The sequence below is a fragment of the Exiguobacterium sp. LL15 genome, assembly GCF_024436095.1.
Classification (GTDB): Bacteria; Bacillota; Bacilli; order Exiguobacteriales; family Exiguobacteriaceae; genus Exiguobacterium_A; species Exiguobacterium_A indicum.
This window is the reverse complement of the sequence record NZ_JANFNX010000004.1, coordinates 90148-107235: the sequence shown is the minus strand read 5'-3', so window position 1 is coordinate 107235 and position 17088 is coordinate 90148. Positions and strand designations below refer to the sequence as shown.

The window sequence follows — 17088 nt, the reverse complement described above, 5'->3', positions numbered from 1 at the left end:
AAGTAGATGGATTATTTAAGAAAATGAGGTTAATTGATTATGAAATATCTTTGGGGCGTGATTGGATTAACACTCTTTTTACTTCTCGCTGATGCGACAGTAGGAGAAGCAAAGGATTATGACGAGCCTGATATCAGTATGTCTACGACATACGGCGATTATGGAGCACAAAGTCATATTATCGTCGATCGAAAAGAACCGATCTATGAAGGATTCGATTCACCGAACGACATGGCATTCCTATTCGCTTGTATTGCATTACTCGCAACAGTTGGACTTGGCATCGTCAATGCCTCCGATTGAAATGAATCTGACTAATAAAAAGGCAAGTGACGAATCCATCGTCACTTGCCTTTTATTGTCTACTACGTGTGATCAAGAAGAATCTACTCTTAGAAATGAATTCGTTTTTTTCGACCAACGCGTGCCATTCGTTCGTGTTCTTGTTCGAGTCCGGCTCGTTCGAGGAGATCGAGGTAATAGCGAAACGGAGTCGAGCGATGCGAAAAATATGGGATATATTCAGTGAAAAGCATCGTCTCCGCTCGATCTAACGCGCGTAGGGAAATGAGAGCATGTAGCTCTGCGAAACGAATTTCTTGATAGGTGGATAAAGCGTCTGCATCAATCCGAACATGCGACTGTAGTTTTTTAGCATGCGCATTCAAGCAATGGATATATGCTTCTTGATGTTCGGATTTCTCGCAATGGGCAAGTACGGCAAGCAAAAGGTCACTGCGCTCGGTATCGACGTCCATCGGAACCTTCAACGCTGTATAGAGGGCGCGTTCCATCCACTCGACACCATGACTATCATTTTTATAATAGCCGACTAATTCTTGAAAAAAATCGACTTGCGAGACTTTCAATAATCGAAACGGATCATTACTTAAAAATAAAGGTTCTTCCCCGGCAGCCGACGAAAGAAGAAAGAAAAATTCCTCAAAGGCAATCCGGGTTCCGTTTTTACGATGAGCGTAATGGCGTAAATGCTTCAACAGGCGTTTTGCGGTGATATACCAATTCTTTTGTTCGCGAAGCGGTACGATCGTATTTGGCTCAAGGTACTGGAGATCGTATGCTAATTGAATAAACCGTTCCGTCTGAGCAATCGTCTGTTCGACGGTCGGTTGTTCCTGTTCTTTTTGCAAATCCTTATACTTCACGAACTGTGTCAACATGGCGTCGAACTCTTTCTCTTCGATGACTTGTCTCGGGAGTTGACGATAGATTTCGACGATGATATCGCGAAGGGTCGTATCGCCATATTGTTCTAGTAAGAGTCGCAGTTTCCGTATTCTCATGATCGCCCTCCTTCGCAAGAAAAGCACAGTACAACACTATTCAATTCCCGCTTTTTTCATAAACCGAACCTCTTCATTTGCGCTTTTTAGTCAGAGACGACTATCTTAAATAAGAAGACTCATTACAGAAGGGGACGATTACACATGAATGAAACCATTCAACATTTACTCAACCACCGGTCAATCCGGAAATTCAAACAACATCAATTAGACGAAGAGACGATTGAAACACTCATAAAAGCCGCACAAGCTGCCTCGACATCCTCTTATCAGCAAGCCTATGCGATCATCGGTGTCGAAGACGAAGGATTGAAACGACAATTAGTCGACGTTGCAAGTGGTCAACGATATGTGGCAGAAAACAGTTACTTCTTCGTCTTTTGTATGGATTACCACAAACATACGTTAGCGGCAGAACTAGCAGGAGGCGACGTGAGCCGGACGATCGAGACGACGGAAGCGCTTGTCGTAGGGGCTGTCGATGCGGGACTTGCCGCTCAAAATTTAGTCGTAGCTGCCGAGTCGCTCGGCTACGGAACGGTCTACATCGGTTCACTACGAAATGATGCTCGTCGTGTCAGCGAACTCTTACAACTTCCAGATCACGTCGTACCATTATTCGGAGTCGCGGTCGGTCTTCCGGATCAACAACCGGGTAAAAAACCCCGCCTTCCGATGGATGCGGTCTTCCACCGGAATACGTATACTGATGACGATACGATGCGTGAGTTACTGACAGGATACGAAGAGTCAACGTCATCGTATTACGGAGAACGGACCGGTGGTCAACGGACAGAAGGGTGGGTCAAGCAGATGGCTGCCTCGATGCACGAACCGAAACGGACGTATCTCCGCGAGTTCTTGAAAGAGAAACAGATCGCAAAAGATTGATACGGAGGTATCTGAATGGCAGAACATCAACCACACCGCTCTCGCTTGGAGCGACGACGTATGCAGTTAGAAGAGCAGGCTAGGCAAGAAGAAGAGCAGGCTAGGCAAGAAGAAGCTTTTTCGAAAGCGTACGCGCCGGACGAATCATTTTCTCAACAATCCTTTGAGAAGCAGCAAGAACCGGCTACGTATCATCGATATGTCGAAGAGCAACCGCGAGATCGAAAAAGTACATCGCGTCGTTCCGGGAGCGGCATGCTTAAACAGGTCGCACAGATGATCGGGGGTGCCGGATCACGGTTGTTTGCTAATCGGGAACGCTCGAGACGCCCGAGGAAGGCGGGGCGATCAGAGCAATCGGTACAGCAGAATCCTGACGTCTCTTCACGCGAAGCTCATCCTAAAAAAATCAAGAAAAAACGTCGTTTTAAACGAAAGCTTCTTGGACTATTTTTATTGTTGCTCATCGCATTCGTTCTTTTTGCTTCACAACCATTCACGTTCTTATTGATCGGTAGTGATGCACGACCTGGAGAGTCGTTGCGTGGATCACGTTCAGACTCCCTGTCGGTCATGCAATTCATTCCACTTTCTCGAACGATTCAGTTGACGTCGATTCCTCGAGACACGTATACACCGATTTCCTGTGAGAATGGAAAGAAGGATAAAATCACGCATGCCTTTGCCTTCGGTGGAGAAGAGTGTACGCAAGATGCTGTTTCAGGTCTACTCGATGAAGAGATCGATGGAAAGATCGTCATCTCCTTCGATAGTTTCATCGGATTAGTGGATCAAATCGGCGGAATCGACCTTGTCTCGACAGGAACGTTCTCCGAGCAGGATGCAAGCGGGAAAGCAAATCAGTATTCATTCCAAAAGGGGAAGGAATACCATATGGATGGTGCGATGGCACTTGCCTATTCGAGACATCGAAAAACGGATAATGATGGAGCGCGCGCGAATCGGCAGTCGGAAGTCATCCAAGCCGTCGCGACACACTTGATGAAGCCAACTGGATGGTCGAAAATTCCAGCAGCGCACACGTATATGAAAGAAGAGATGAACCTCGATTTAAGCGTCCGCGAGATGGCAACGGCAGGGTTATCGATTGCCTTGATGTCAGAACGAAAACATTATGAAATCGAGGCGGTCAGTCAGCGACTGAACGGGATTTTCTATGATTTACCGAATGAGAAGGCACTGCAAGAACTACGTGATCAGCTCGATACGACGTTTTATGGCACATTGAAGAACTAATGGGGAGGGGTTTCCTTCCGGTCATTGCGGGTATAAATTGATGTACGTTGCTCCTTTGGTGGATTGTTTTAGGTTATCTCTGAAATCGACGATTTTTGGACATGACATCATGACATTCCACGAAGGTGACTAACTTATCGAGGAGGGACCCCCCATATGAAAGTACTAGTCGTAGGTGCATCCGGTACGATTGGAGCGCGCGTCGTCAAATCGCTTGCCAAGGGTCATCAGGTCACGGTCATCGTTCGTCATGAACATCTGGTGGAACGATTCGAAAAACTCGGTGTCAAGGCGCATTACGTCGATATCGAAACAGAACTCGAAAAAGTCATTGAGCACGGAGTCGCAGGGCAGGATGCAGTCATTTGTGCGGCGACCGCAGGAGTAGACGGCGAAGCAACTGAAATAGAACTGCTGGATCGAACAGTCGCTTTGAAAACAATTGATGCAGCTAAAAAAGCGCGAGTACGTCATTTCGTGCTACTGAGCGCTTATGGTGCAGATCGACCTGAGCAATTCAAGAAAGATGTCTATCCGTTCTACGCTGCTAAGAATGCAGCAGAGGAACAGATTGAACATAGTGGTTTGACGTATACGATCATTTGTCCGGTTGCCATCACAACAGGTGAAGGGCGTGGCTTGATTGAAGCCGATGAAGATTTGAAGGACACGAAGGACGCGACGATTTCGGAAACGGATGTCGCATCGATCCTCGTTGCTTCTGTCGATAATCGATCGGTATTCAATCGACGTCTAGAAGTCAAGGAAGGGAAGACTTCCTTGAATGAGGCCTTAGGGGGAGCGGAAGCTGTCGGTAGCGTTAAAGATAACCGTCAAGTCAAAAAACAATTACCACGTTTTAACTAACTGTTTGTCTCGTTAAAACGTGAATTCTCTAAAATGAAGCGAACTCATTTCCGCGTATAAGACGGAAGAGTTCGCTTTTTTGTTGATAAAAGTAGATAGTCGAAAAGAGGAAGTCTGCTACACTGAACAAAGAAGGAGGGGGTTAGATGTGAAAAAACCGTTGATCTATCTGATCCTAGCGATTGCTATTATCGGCATTGCCTATCAAGGTTATCAAACATATGATGCAAAACAAAAAAAAGTGGAGCAACAACAAAAACAAGTATCACAAGGTGGTCTCGAAGTAGGGATGAAAGCCCCGAACCTATCCTTACATCAAGAAGGAAAAACCATCGATCTAGACGAAATCAATCATGATGTCTTTGTCATTAATTTTTGGGCAACGTGGTGTCCACCTTGTAAACAAGAGATTCCAGAACTAAATGCCTTTGCACGACATACAGATGTACCCGTTTACGGGATCAATGTCACGACATCAGAACGACGTGTTTCGGATGTTGCCGATTTTCTGAAGCAGACACCTGTTGAATATCCTGTGTTGTATGATCGAAAGGGAACGTCAGAAGATGCTTATCGTCTCGTAGCAATGCCAGCGACTTATGTATTAGACCGGAAAGGAAAGATTCTTTCGAAGCACATCGGTCCTGTAACGGAACAGATGTTAAAAGAGATGGTGAAACGAACAGGAGGATGACAATGGAACTCCTATGCCACAACTGCTCCTTTCAACAAACATTCCAACTCGGTCAACTAGATGGTTGGCCGACATTTCCTGCTGTCTTGACACAAGGGGTCGAAGCGTTCATGACAGGTCTCCCGCTTTGGTTCGTTCCGTCGATGCATGAACCGATTTTACAGCGAACGTATGTAGACGACTGGAATCGATTTCGATTAATTCAGCACTATCAGCTTTATCAGGAGGAATTAGCGGATGGTTGGGTACCGTATCAATTGGATTTATACCACTGTCCGACTTGTCACCGATTTTCGAATCGGTTTTGGTGTGCCCTATTTTTACAACTAGATGTCGTTCAACCACTTTACGAATGCCCACATGATCAGACGATACTAGAGCGAATCGAAATATCCGATATCGATCACTTTTCCTGCCCATCGTGTCATGGTCACTCCCTATATGTGCGTAGATAAAGCGAAAAAGCCATTCATTTCATGAAAGACTGATGAGAGAAACTCCTTCTCTATAGTCAATTCATGGTACTGAATGGCTTTTTATCGATCATCAACCCATTTGCCGAAACGAAAATGTTTGAAAGGAAGAGGGTGATGAATTACTGACATCTAACGTATAGGTTGTACCGTCAAAAATAATCGTATCGCCTAACCTTGCTTCAGGTGGTAAATAACGTCGTGGAATGAAACTTGAACCATTTTCCCATAGCAGGACAGCATATTTGCCGTCAAGTCGCTCCAGCGTACCACGTTTGATCATATTAACTCCTCCCACAAATTACATCGAAGTCATCCCTTGGTCGATCAGGAACGTACTCTCTCTCTATCATTCTTTGTAATTTTTAATCTTATGTTTGGTATATTCCCAGTTCATTTCATCTTTACACATGATTCTTTAAAAAAACGTGATTCCAAGCCGTTTTCGTCTTAAATCTGACGTATTTAACAGGAAATGAAGGAGATACTGGTAAGAAAAAAAGACCCGATAGGACATATCGGAATCTTTAATATGAAATAGACTCAAGAAGCGAGAGATTGTTTTGTTTCGATTTTCGTTGGACGAAGAAATGCGAGTAAAAACGTAAACAATGGTGAAAGGAGTAAAAAGAATGCGAACGGGATGTATTCAGTTACCGGGACACCAAGAGTAGAAGCAAAGAATGCTCCAGAAACTCCCCACGGAATGAGTGGGTTGACGAGTGTTCCTCCATCTTCGAGTGAACGAGAAAGGAAACGCGGATCAATCTGACGCTCTTCAAAGATTTTCTTGAATGCTTGACCCGGAAGCAAGATGGACAAGTATTGCTCTCCAGCCATGAAGTTAACACCGATCGATGATAAGGCAACCGATGAAATGATGCTGCCATCGCGCTTCAATCGGGAAACCGTTCGTTCAATGACGACATCGATGACACCGATACCACGCAAGACGCCACCGAAAGCGAGCGCGAGCATGACGAGTGAAACGGACCACATCATCGATTGCAATCCACCTTTACTAATGATGGATGTAACCGTCTCACTAGAAGATTCTAGTTTTAATCCGTTCTGAATGACTGCCATCCAGTTCGAGATATTCCAGTTTCCTTGTACAAGACCTGTTAACAACAATCCACTTAAAACACCAGCAACAAGTGTTGGGATGACGGGCATCTTACGTAATGCTAACACCATGACGAGCAACGGTGAAAGCAACGTCCAAGGTGACAAGTCGAACAAACGAGCTAACTCCTGCTGTGTCGTTTGAACAACGGATGAATCAACATTTCCACTACTACGTCCGAAAATGAAGAATAAGATGAATGTGATCGTGATAGCGGGAATCGTCGTTCCCATCATGAAACGAATATGATCGAACACAGACACATTGACGATTCCGGGCGCGAAATTCGTCGTATCTGATAAAGGTGACATCTTATCTCCGAAACAAGCTCCACTGATGATGGCGCCTGCTGCAAGTGCAGGATTGACGCCCAGTGCGATTGCGATACCCATCAAGGCAACACCGACCGTACCGATCGTTGTAAACGAACTACCTGTAAAGGTCGAGACGACCATCGCAATCAGAAGAGCGCTCGGTGCGAACCAAGTCGCTGAAAGGGTCGATAACCCAAAATGAAGAAGGGTCGGCACTGCGCCACTCATCATCCAGACCGCGATCGTCATACCGACGAGCAACATGATCAAGATCGGTTTAATCGCTTCCCGAATACCTTGAATCATATGGTGTTCGACGTCCTCGAACTTAAAACCGCGGTAAACGGCATATCCTGAGACAAAAATAAGACTAGACAAGATGGCAAGATGCGGTTCGGCTTTAGCACCGAATAACGCGGACAATAAGATGATGATACTGATTCCTAGGATAGCTGCGGATTCACGGAATGACATGCGCATGCTTCCACCTCCTTATATGAATATGAGAGTATGATAACGCTCTGTTGCTAACACGCTTTTATGCACAAAAGCATTGAACAAACGTAATACTAACGAATATTATGGAGGACGTCAACCATAAGAGTGTCGATAAAAAATATAAAAAAATAGAAATGTGACGATTTTTTGTCGTAAACGCTTTCTTTTTTTGTTCAAATCTTGCACAATAAGAAGTATCAAATGACATTTTTGTGAACGATGAGGAGGATACATATGTTTACATTGATTTTTGTAGTAGTCGTCGCGATCATGGGTGCAGGCGTATTTGGGATTGATCATCTCGTAGCGCAACGTGCGGAAAAGCGTTAAGTAGATGCGTGTAAAAGAAGCGTTGAAGGGACTGTCTTATAGAAGACAATCGCTTCAACGCTTCTTTTTTTGTATAAAAACTAATAAAAATTCAATTGACAGTATAAATATACATGTGTTTAAATCGGTATAACATTCTTTGAAGGGGAGCGTACTGATATGAAATGTACCATCATCGGAGCAACAGGATACACCGGAATTGAACTGATTCGCCTACTAGAATCACATCCTTCATTTGAGATCATATGCTTGATGAGTGACTCGATGGCGGGGGAGTCCATGCATGACGTATTCCCATTTATGAATAAAAAAACATATTCCTCGTTATCTTCCTTTTCGGTGGATCATTTGATGGAAACCGATACGGACATGGTGTTCTTAGCGACACCGAGTGGAATTTCAAAGCATTACTTAGAACAACTTCAAAACTGGTCCGGTTACGTCATTGATTTAAGTGGCGATTTGAGACTTCCAGCTGAAGCATATGCAACGTGGTATGACAAGGAACCTATTGATGCCCAGTTACAACAAAGAGCAACTTATGGATTACCAGAATGGAATCGTCAAGCTGTTACTGCGAGCAAATGGATTGCGAATCCAGGCTGTTACGCGACAGCAGTTTTGCTTGGACTAACACCATTCTTAAAAGAGAAAAAAATCGATCCATCTCAAATCATCATTCAAGCTTCTTCTGGTCTGACGGGAGCAGGGAAAACGTTGACGGCACAAACGCATCATGTCCATTCAAGCGAAAACGTTCGCTTGTATAAAGTGAATCAGCATCAGCACATCCCGGAAATTGAGCAGGCGCTTTTCGAATGGACCGGATCATCGCATCCGATTACGTTCTCGACCCAACTACTACCGATCAATCGAGGCATCATGGCGATTATGACGGTTCAGCCGTTGATCGATTTATCGGAAACGGAGTGGCGATCTTGGTTGACGGACCAGTATGCAACGGAACCATTCGTCCGAATCCAACAGGCTGATCCGGAAATCAAATCCGTCGTCGGGAGTAATCACTGTGATTTGACCGTTTATAAGGATGATCGGACAGGGCGAGTGACCATCGTTTCAGTCATCGATAACATGCAAAAAGGAGCTGCCGGACAAGCCGTTCAAAATGCCAACATTCTAGCTGGTTTTGATGAGACATCCGGTTTAACGCAACAGCCGATCTACATTTAATCAAGAGAAAAAGAAAGAGGAGGAACGCCTGTGTGGCAAGTACAAGTAAAGACCCCATTGACGATCACGACACCGAAGGGATTTCAAGCATCGGGAATACATGTGGGTCTGAAACGAAAGCGGAAGGATTTAGGTCTGATCTGGTGTGAAGTAGGAGCAAGCGCTGCAGCTGTCTATACGACGAATCAGGTGCAAGCAGCACCAATCACCGTGACGAAACAAGCGATTCAGGCGTCACAAGGTCGTATTCATGCCGTCCTCGTTAACAGCGGGAACGCGAATGCGTGTACAGGGGAACTAGGGTTATCCCATGCGTATATGTCGCAACAAGCGATGGCGAAAAGTTTAAATGTTGCTCCAGAACAAGTCGCGATTGCTTCAACAGGGATCATCGGTCAACCGTTAGCCATTGATACGTTACTGGCAGGTATTCCACAGCTGATGCCTACAAATGATAAGGATGCCGCGGATGATTTTGCTCACGCGATCCTGACGACCGATACTGGTACGAAAACAGCTGGTCAACAATACATGCAAGGGGATGTCCAAATTTCAGTATGTGGCGTAGCGAAAGGATCAGGGATGATTCATCCGAACATGGCGACGATGCTTGGTTTCTTGACGACCGATGCAACGATTGAACCGGATGTCTTACAGACGGTGTTGCGCCGGACGATTCATCGGACGTTCAACTGCATTACCGTAGATGGTGACAGTTCAACGAATGACATGGTCATGATTTTAGCGAGCGGAGCTGCAGGGGGCGCAACGATTCTTGAAGATACGGATGAAGCATTGGCATTCGAGCAAGCGATCGAAACGGTTTGCCAAGATTTAGCTAAACAGATTGCGCGGGACGGGGAAGGCGCGACAAAGTTGATTGAGGTGACGGTAGCGGGGACACAAGCGGATGAAGTGGCACGAATGATCGCCAAACAAGTCGTCGGGTCGTCACTCGTCAAGACAGCCATCTTTGGGGAAGATGCGAACTGGGGACGAATCATCGCTGCTGTCGGAAGTATCAAAGAGCCACTCGATGTATCAAACGTTGACATCAAAATCGGTTCGCAGTGGGTGTTGCGACAGAGCATGCCTGTCTTATTCGATGAAGCGGTTGCGTCGCAGGAACTGGCACAGCAGGACGTCCATATTCATATCGATTTGCATGATGGAGTAGGTCAAGGACATGCTTACGGCTGTGATCTGACGTACGATTACGTCAAAATCAATGCGAGTTACCGGACATGACGAAACGAAAAGTCATCAAACTAGGTGGTAGTGTGTGGGAGCAGTTAGACACACGGTATTTCGAGGAATGGAAAGCGTGGGTCGAAACCGGAAATGAACTATTGATCGTCCATGGAGGTGGTCCACTTCTATCGAGTTACTGCGAACAAGAGGGAATCAAACCTGTATTTCGAGATGGTGTACGTGTAACGACGGATGGTGTCTTACTCGGGGCAAGACGCATTCTCGCCGGTGAAGTGCAATCCGGGATCGTCCAACAATTGAATCAGGCAGGAATTTCAGCAGTCGGGATGAGCGGTTTAGACGGAGCAAGCGTTCATGGTAAAAAAGTCAAAGGACTCGGGGCAGTCGGTCAGATCACGCACATTCATCCGCGACTGTTCACGGTGTTGAGTACGAATGGTTATGTGCCGGTCGTCACATCCCTTGTCACAGGAGAGCAAGGTGTATTGAACAGTAACGGGGATGCGTGTGCCATTGCTGTCGCAAAGGCTTGGTCCGTCGACCGATTTGAATTGTTGACGGATGTCGAGGGTGTAAAAGTAAACGGTGACTATCAATCAGAAATCACATCTGCAGCCATCGAAGCTGCGATAGCGTCGGGAGAAATCTACGGGGGAATGATTCCAAAGGTCGAAGCGATGATGCAGGCCACTCAGCATGGTATTCCAGAGGTCGTCATTCGATCGGGGAAAAATGCGTTAGCTGCAGGGACACGAATCAAGGAGGAATTACATGAGTGCACTATTACCCACTTATCAACGTACTGATGTGGAATTGGTCAAAGGACAAGGGTCGATCGTAGAAGATGCGACAGGAAAAACGTATCTTGATTTCATCATGGGAATCGCTGTATGCAACACAGGGCATCGTCATCCATATATTCAGCAACGGCTAGAAGAACAATTGAATCAAATTTGGCATACGTCGAATCTGTTTCAAATCGCGGCACAAGAGCGGGTCGCAAAGCGTTTGACGGAAGACAGTCATCTCAGTCATGCCTTCTTTTGTAACAGTGGTGCGGAAGCGAACGAGGCGGCATACAAACTTGTTCGAAAATGGACAGGAAAAACGGAAGTCGTCACGTTCAAACAATCGTTCCATGGTCGAACATTTGCGATGATGGGCGCAACAGGACAGGAGAAAATCAAAGCGGGATACGGGGAGATGGTGAATGGCTTCAAACATCTACCGTTTAACGAGATGGAGAGTCTATCAGCGATTACGGAGGAAACGGCTGCCGTATGGCTCGAAATCATTCAAGGAGAGGGCGGAGTCGTCGTCGCCGACGATGCGTGGCTTGAGGCTCTAATGAAGAAGGCGCAACAATACGATGTCAAAATCATCGTCGACGAAGTACAGACCGGCATCGGTCGGACGGGATCTCGTTTTGCGTTTGAACAGACACCCCTCGTACCGGATATCATCACTCTTGCGAAAGGGCTTGGAAGTGGCCTCGCGGTCGGTGCGCTACTCGCGACGGAAGAGGCAGCGGAAGTATTCACACCTGGATCGCATGGTTCGACCTTTGGTGGGAATCCACTCGCGATGACAGCTGCGGAAGCAACACTTGACCTCTTGTTAAATGACACTGTCATGGCAGACGTTCAAGGAAAAGGCGAATTTTTGAGACAGCAATTAGAGCAAAAGCTACCTAAATCCATCGTTCGCTCTGTTCGCGGACGTGGCTTGATGATTGGTATCGAGTGTGTAATGCCTGTTGCGCCGCTGATTGACGCCTTACGTGAGAATGGTCTTCTCGTTGTATCGGCTGGTCCTCATGTCATTCGCTTATTGCCATCGTTGTTCGTGACGGAACAAGAACTCATGCACGCCATCGAAAAAATACAACTCGTTTGTCAACAGGAGGTCATCGTATGAAACAATCCGGAAAACTAATGCTTGCGAACGGAACGACGTTTACCGGTTCGTGGCAAGGAACAGCTCCAGTCAAAGGAGAGGTCGTCTTTTTCACTGGAATGACAGGATATCAGGAAGTCTTGACGGATCCATCTTATCAAGGACAAATTCTTGTCTTCACATACCCGCTGATTGGTCAATACGGTATTCAAGCGGAAGCGTCAGAAAGCAACCAGATTCAAGTCGCTGGTGTCATCGTTCAAACATTAGCAGAGGACGGGCAAGGAACATCACTCGCGAGCTGGTTGGGTGAAGCAAATGTGCCGATTTTGTCGGGAGTCGATACGCGTTCTCTTGTGCATCTATTACGGACAGAGGGCGATCAATTCGGAGACATGATGCAAGAGGATATGGCAGTCACTGAGTCAATCGACACAGCATACATCGCTTCCGTATCGACGACTTCAAACATCGAATACGTACCAGAAGTCGAACAGGGACACATTGTTTGTATCGATTACGGCGTAAAACAATCGATGATCGACGCTTTGCTTGAACGCCATATGCGTGTAACGGTCGTGCCATATGATACGACACCGGAACAGATTCAAGCGCTGGTCCCAGATGGTCTACTGTTTTCCAACGGACCTGGTGATCCAACACAACTGGATCCATTTCTTTCAGGAATCCGTGAACTGGCGACGAGCTATCCGACACTTGGTATTTGTATGGGACATCAGGTTCTCGCTCATGCCTTCGGTTGTACCTTATTAAAACAACATCACGGACACCGAGGAGCGAATCATCCTGTACGTCATCTAGCATCCGGACAAGTGTTCATGACGTCTCAGAATCATGGTTATGCCGTTGATGTAAAAAGTATCGAAGCGTCTGAGATGGAACTTGCGTACGAACACATCAATGATGGATCCGTTGAAGGATTGATTCATCCGGTACTACCGATCATGACAGTCCAATTTCACCCAGAAGCGAGTCCAGGACCGACAGAGGCGATGGTCGTCTTCGATCAATTCGTAAATAGCGTATTACATCAGGAGGTAGCATATGTGGGATAAACAGAAAGTACTCGTCATCGGTTCGGGTCCGATCGTCATCGGGCAAGCAGCAGAATTTGATTATTCCGGCACACAAGCCTGTCAGGCGCTTCGAGAAGCGGGATGCGAGGTCATCTTAATGAATTCGAATCCGGCTACTATCATGACGGATCCGAGCACGGCAGATCATGTCTATATTGAGGCGATGACTCTTGAAAAAGCAACGGCCATCATCGAACAAGATCGACCATCCCATCTCCTAGCGACGGTCGGCGGACAAACGGCACTCAATCTTGCGATGTCACTCGAAGAAGCAGGCGTACTTGAACAATATGGTGTCGAACTTCTCGGAACTTCGCTTGAGACGATCCGAGACGGAGAAGATCGTGAACGCTTCAAGCAAAAGATGATTGAACTCGCACAACCGCTTCCGGAAAGTCAAACGATCGAGTCGTTAGCAGAGCTTGAGGAATTCATGGCAGTACACGGGGTGCCGCTCGTCATCCGACCAGCCTTTACGCTCGGGGGAACGGGTGGCGGCATCGCAGTGACGAAGGACGAGGCGCGTCTTTTAGCGCAGAATGGCTTACAAGCGAGTCCGATTTCACAGTGTTTGATTGAAGTGAGTATCGCTGGCTATAAAGAAGTCGAATATGAAGTCATGCGTGACAGCGCAGATACGACGATCATCGTCTGTAACATGGAAAACATCGATCCTGTCGGTGTCCATACCGGGGACTCGGTCGTCTTTGCACCGATTCAGTCGATTTCGGATCAAATGAATCAACAATTGCGGACGGAAGCGCGTAAAATCGTATCGCATCTCGGTGTCATCGGTGGATGCAACATTCAATTCGCGATCCATCCGACGGAAGAACGCTATTTCGTCATTGAAGTCAATCCGCGTGTCAGTCGTTCTTCGGCACTTGCTTCCAAGGCGACGGGATATCCGATCGCAAAATTAGCGACACGTCTTGCGCTTGGTGAGCGACTCGACGATTGCATCAATCCTGTCACGAAGGAAACGATGGCGAGCTTTGAACCGACGATGGATTATATCACGGCAAAAGTGCCGTGTTTCCCATTCGATCTATTTACCGGCAGTAACCGGACGCTTGGAACACAAATGAAGGCGACGGGTGAGAGCATGGCGATGGGGAAAACGCTAGAAGAAGCGTTACAAAAAGCGTGGCGCGGTGCAGGAGTCGAGCAATCACCTCTTTATCCGACATGGATGAAAACAGCGGAAGCGGACGAGCTGTGGAAAGAAGTGATGGCTCCGACGGATCGTCGTTTGCTTGCGATGCTCGCGCTACTCGATCGCAAAGAGACGACCGTCGAAGAACTCGTTGAACAGACGAAAGTACAAGCTTTATTCGTCAAAGTACTTCAACGTCTTGTCGATCAGCAACAAAAAATCGATTTAACGGATGAAAGTTCTCTAAAGCAAACCAAAATGATGGGCTTCACGGACGAACAGATTGCCTTTCTGACGGGTGTCAGTGCTGTAAAGATCGAGCACTTACGTAAAGAAAAAGGCATCCTTCCTGTCTATCACATGATTGATACATGTGCAGGAGAGTTCAAGAGTACGACGCCTTATTTCTACGGAAACTGGAGTGGCCAAACGGAAGTCACAGCATCGACGAAAAAGAAAGTCGCTGTCATCGGTGCGGGACCCATCCGAATCGGTCAAGGAATCGAATTTGATTATTGCTCCGTTCACGCGGTACGTGCATTACAAGCATCCGGTTATGAAACAATCATGATCAACAATAATCCGGAGACCGTCTCGACCGACTTTGAAGTCGCAGATCGCCTGTATGTCGAGCCGTTGACACTTGAAGACGTCATGCATGTGCTAGAAGCAGAGGATTGCCAAGACGTCTTAGTCCAGTTCGGAGGACAAACGGGGATTGGGCTGGCGTCTGGTTTAGAGAAAGCCGGTTATCATCTTCTCGGAACAACGGCAGATGTCATCGATCAAATGGAAGACCGTGAGCGGTTCTATCAATTTTTAGATGACATCGGCGTTGATCGGATTCCGGGACAAGAAGTGGCGACAGACGAACAAATGATAGAAGTCGCAACAACGATCGGTTACCCGGTCATGATTCGTCCTTCGTATGTCATCGGAGGAAAGGGAATGCATATCGTAAAGGATCAACAGCAGTTAGAAGCTATCATTTCAGAATTATCATTCCCTGTCCTGATAGATGCCTACCTCCAAGGAAAGGAAATCGAAGTCGATTGCATTACGGATGGCACGACAACATACGTTCCGATTTTGATGGAACAATTGGAACGCGCAGGAGTTCACTCTGGAGATTCGACGATGATTCTTCCACCTGTATCACTCAGCGCTACCGTTCAGAGCGAAATCGAGCGAATCGCACAGATAATCGGGCAACGAATGGATTATAAAGGAGCGTACAATATCCAATTCGTCTTGCATGACGATCAAGTCTACGTCTTGGAAATCAATCCGCGTGCCTCCCGGACATTACCGATCGTCGCCAAAGTAACGGGTCAACCAATCTTGCAGTGGGCAGTCCAAGCAGCGGTCGGTCAAGCGGTCGTACTACCAACGGAACAGACGAAACTTGATTTCCATGCCGTCAAAACCCCTGTTTTTTCAACGCTAAAATTACAAGGCGTCGATCCGAAAACAGGACCGGTCATGCGTTCGACAGGTGAAACGCTGCAATGGACGACAGACGGACTGGCGCTGGAGCGTTTCATTTTCGACGAGGCGACGAAACGACATTTGACGACAAGAGACATCATCGTTGCTGGAGCAGATACAGAGGCTTTCGGAACAGGTGTAGCGTTAGATGAAACGATTGACTGGGCACAATGTGCGATTTTCTATTCGCACGTGACAGAGGAAAAAGCGAGTCGCGAAGCAGCGCTTGCTGCTGGGGTACAAGTTCTGACAGAACCCGAACTAGCACATTATCATCTAAAAGCGACAGAAAAGTCCCCTTATGCTGTGAAGCCACTTCATACATGGACAGAGCCGATCAAGGAGGAAGTAAAATGAAGACGATGCAACAACTACAACATTTCTTGACGATGGCGGAACTGACGCCGGAAGCATTGACGGAGCTATTGATACTCGCGAAAGACATCAAACAACAACCGCTTAAGTATGAAGAAGTGTTGAAAAATAAAAAAGTGGCCTTATTGTTTGAAAAGGCATCGACGCGAACACGTCTATCGTTTGAGGTTGGTGTTGTCGAGCTCGGTGGACATCCGATCGTACTAAGTGGAGCAGATATGCAAATCGGGAGGGGGGAGCCGCTCTCAGACACGATTCAAGTCATGAGCCGTTACGTTGATGCCCTGATGATTCGGACGTTCGGTCATGAGATCGTCGATACGCTTGCGGCACATGGTACGATTCCAATCATCAATGGATTGACGGATCTACACCATCCGTGCCAAGTCCTTGCTGACTTGCTGACGATCGAAGAAACATTTGGAACACGATCCGGAAAGATTTTGACATATATCGGGGACGGAAATAACATGGCGCATTCGCTGATGATTGGTGGAGCGCTCAGTGGAATGGAAGTCCGCATCTGTGCGCCAGCGGCGTATGCTCCTGATTCACAAGTCGTTCATGAGGCACAAGTCATCGCAAAAGAAACAGGTGGAAACATCATCGTCATGACGGATCCTGAGGAAGCAGCGAGTGGGGCAGACGTCGTGTACACGGATGTCTTTGCGAGTATGGGACAAGAGGAAGAAGCGACGATGCGTCTGCAAGCATTTGAAGGATATCAGGTTAACGCCAATATCATGGATCAAGCAAATGATAAAGCCATTTTCTTACATTGCCTTCCGGCGCACCGCGGGGAGGAAGTCACGGCAGACGTCATCGATGGCAAGCAATCTGTCATCTTCGATCAAGCCGAGAATCGTCTCCATGCACAAAAAGCGTTACTCGTTACATTACTTGGATAATCCTAAAAGAC

General features: G+C 46.9%; 16 protein-coding genes. 13 read left to right on the top strand and 3 right to left on the bottom strand.

Annotation, left to right across the window (positions count from 1 at the left end; translation table 11 throughout):
- Positions 1–39 precede the first annotated feature (39 nt).
- A complete protein-coding gene (locus NOM72_RS14835; protein ID WP_023467206.1) occupies positions 40–303 on the top strand; it encodes a hypothetical protein in 264 nt (87 codons plus the stop codon).
- Between the two features lie 89 nt (positions 304–392).
- On the opposite strand, the gene NOM72_RS14830 is transcribed toward NOM72_RS14835, so the two are convergent.
- A complete protein-coding gene (locus tag NOM72_RS14830) occupies positions 393–1304 on the bottom strand; it encodes a hypothetical protein (RefSeq protein WP_255999411.1) in 912 nt (303 codons plus the stop codon).
- A 144-nt stretch (positions 1305–1448) separates the two neighbouring features.
- Between NOM72_RS14830 and nfsA the strand changes: the two genes are divergently transcribed.
- The 5 genes from nfsA to NOM72_RS14805 all read left to right on the top strand — a co-directional run bounded on the left by nfsA (position 1449) and on the right by NOM72_RS14805 (position 5468).
- Positions 1449–2195 (top strand): oxygen-insensitive NADPH nitroreductase, encoded by a 747-nt coding sequence (gene nfsA, locus NOM72_RS14825; RefSeq protein WP_023467208.1) that lies wholly within the window; start codon positions 1449–1451, stop codon positions 2193–2195.
- A gap of 15 nt (positions 2196–2210) precedes the next feature.
- The gene (locus tag NOM72_RS14820; protein WP_023467209.1) at positions 2211–3452 is read left to right on the top strand and encodes an LCP family protein; all 1242 of its coding nucleotides are present in this window, start codon (positions 2211–2213) and stop codon (positions 3450–3452) included.
- A gap of 156 nt (positions 3453–3608) precedes the next feature.
- Positions 3609–4319: an NAD(P)H-binding protein gene (locus tag NOM72_RS14815; RefSeq protein WP_023467211.1), complete on the top strand. Its 711-nt coding sequence runs from the start codon at positions 3609–3611 to the stop codon at positions 4317–4319.
- Between the two features lie 148 nt (positions 4320–4467).
- Complete coding sequence (locus NOM72_RS14810) at positions 4468–5013, top strand: TlpA family protein disulfide reductase (RefSeq protein ID WP_058265748.1); 546 nt, start codon at positions 4468–4470, stop codon at positions 5011–5013.
- Between the two features lie 2 nt (positions 5014–5015).
- Complete coding sequence (locus NOM72_RS14805; RefSeq protein ID WP_023467213.1) at positions 5016–5468, top strand: hypothetical protein; 453 nt, start codon at positions 5016–5018, stop codon at positions 5466–5468.
- Positions 5469–5559: 91 nt separating this feature from the next.
- Here NOM72_RS14805 and NOM72_RS14800 read toward each other — a convergent pair whose 3' ends face one another.
- Together NOM72_RS14800 and nhaC are read right to left on the bottom strand one after the other, a co-directional pair.
- On the bottom strand, positions 5560–5769 hold the full coding sequence (locus NOM72_RS14800) for a DUF3006 domain-containing protein (RefSeq protein ID WP_023467214.1): 210 nt from the start codon (positions 5767–5769) through the stop codon (positions 5560–5562).
- A gap of 260 nt (positions 5770–6029) precedes the next feature.
- On the bottom strand, positions 6030–7406 hold the full coding sequence (gene nhaC / locus NOM72_RS14795) for a Na+/H+ antiporter NhaC (protein WP_023467215.1): 1377 nt from the start codon (positions 7404–7406) through the stop codon (positions 6030–6032).
- A gap of 507 nt (positions 7407–7913) precedes the next feature.
- Here nhaC and argC point away from each other — a divergent pair.
- From argC to argF, 7 genes are read left to right on the top strand one after another with little or no spacing between them, the layout of a single operon-like run.
- Positions 7914–8945 (top strand): N-acetyl-gamma-glutamyl-phosphate reductase, encoded by a 1032-nt coding sequence (gene argC, locus NOM72_RS14790; RefSeq protein WP_255999410.1) that lies wholly within the window; start codon positions 7914–7916, stop codon positions 8943–8945.
- 30 nt (positions 8946–8975) lie between these two features.
- Positions 8976–10193: a bifunctional glutamate N-acetyltransferase/amino-acid acetyltransferase ArgJ gene (argJ, locus tag NOM72_RS14785; protein WP_255999409.1), complete on the top strand. Its 1218-nt coding sequence runs from the start codon at positions 8976–8978 to the stop codon at positions 10191–10193.
- Entirely contained in the window at positions 10190–10963 is a 774-nt protein-coding gene (argB, locus tag NOM72_RS14780) for an acetylglutamate kinase (protein ID WP_255999408.1), read from the top strand. Before argJ ends, argB begins: the two co-directional genes overlap by 4 nt.
- Entirely contained in the window at positions 10929–12074 is a 1146-nt protein-coding gene (locus NOM72_RS14775; protein ID WP_255999407.1) for an acetylornithine transaminase, read from the top strand. The genes argB and NOM72_RS14775 overlap by 35 nt, the downstream gene beginning before the upstream one ends.
- Positions 12071–13129, top strand: coding sequence for a carbamoyl phosphate synthase small subunit (locus NOM72_RS14770; RefSeq protein ID WP_255999406.1), 1059 nt, complete (start codon positions 12071–12073; stop codon positions 13127–13129). Before NOM72_RS14775 ends, NOM72_RS14770 begins: the two co-directional genes overlap by 4 nt.
- Positions 13119–16151, top strand: a complete 3033-nt coding sequence (carB, locus tag NOM72_RS14765) for a carbamoyl-phosphate synthase (glutamine-hydrolyzing) large subunit (RefSeq protein WP_255999405.1) — start codon at positions 13119–13121, stop codon at positions 16149–16151. Before NOM72_RS14770 ends, carB begins: the two co-directional genes overlap by 11 nt.
- Positions 16148–17077, top strand: coding sequence for an ornithine carbamoyltransferase (argF, locus tag NOM72_RS14760; RefSeq protein ID WP_255999404.1), 930 nt, complete (start codon positions 16148–16150; stop codon positions 17075–17077). The genes carB and argF overlap by 4 nt, the downstream gene beginning before the upstream one ends.
- Positions 17078–17088 lie beyond the last annotated feature (11 nt).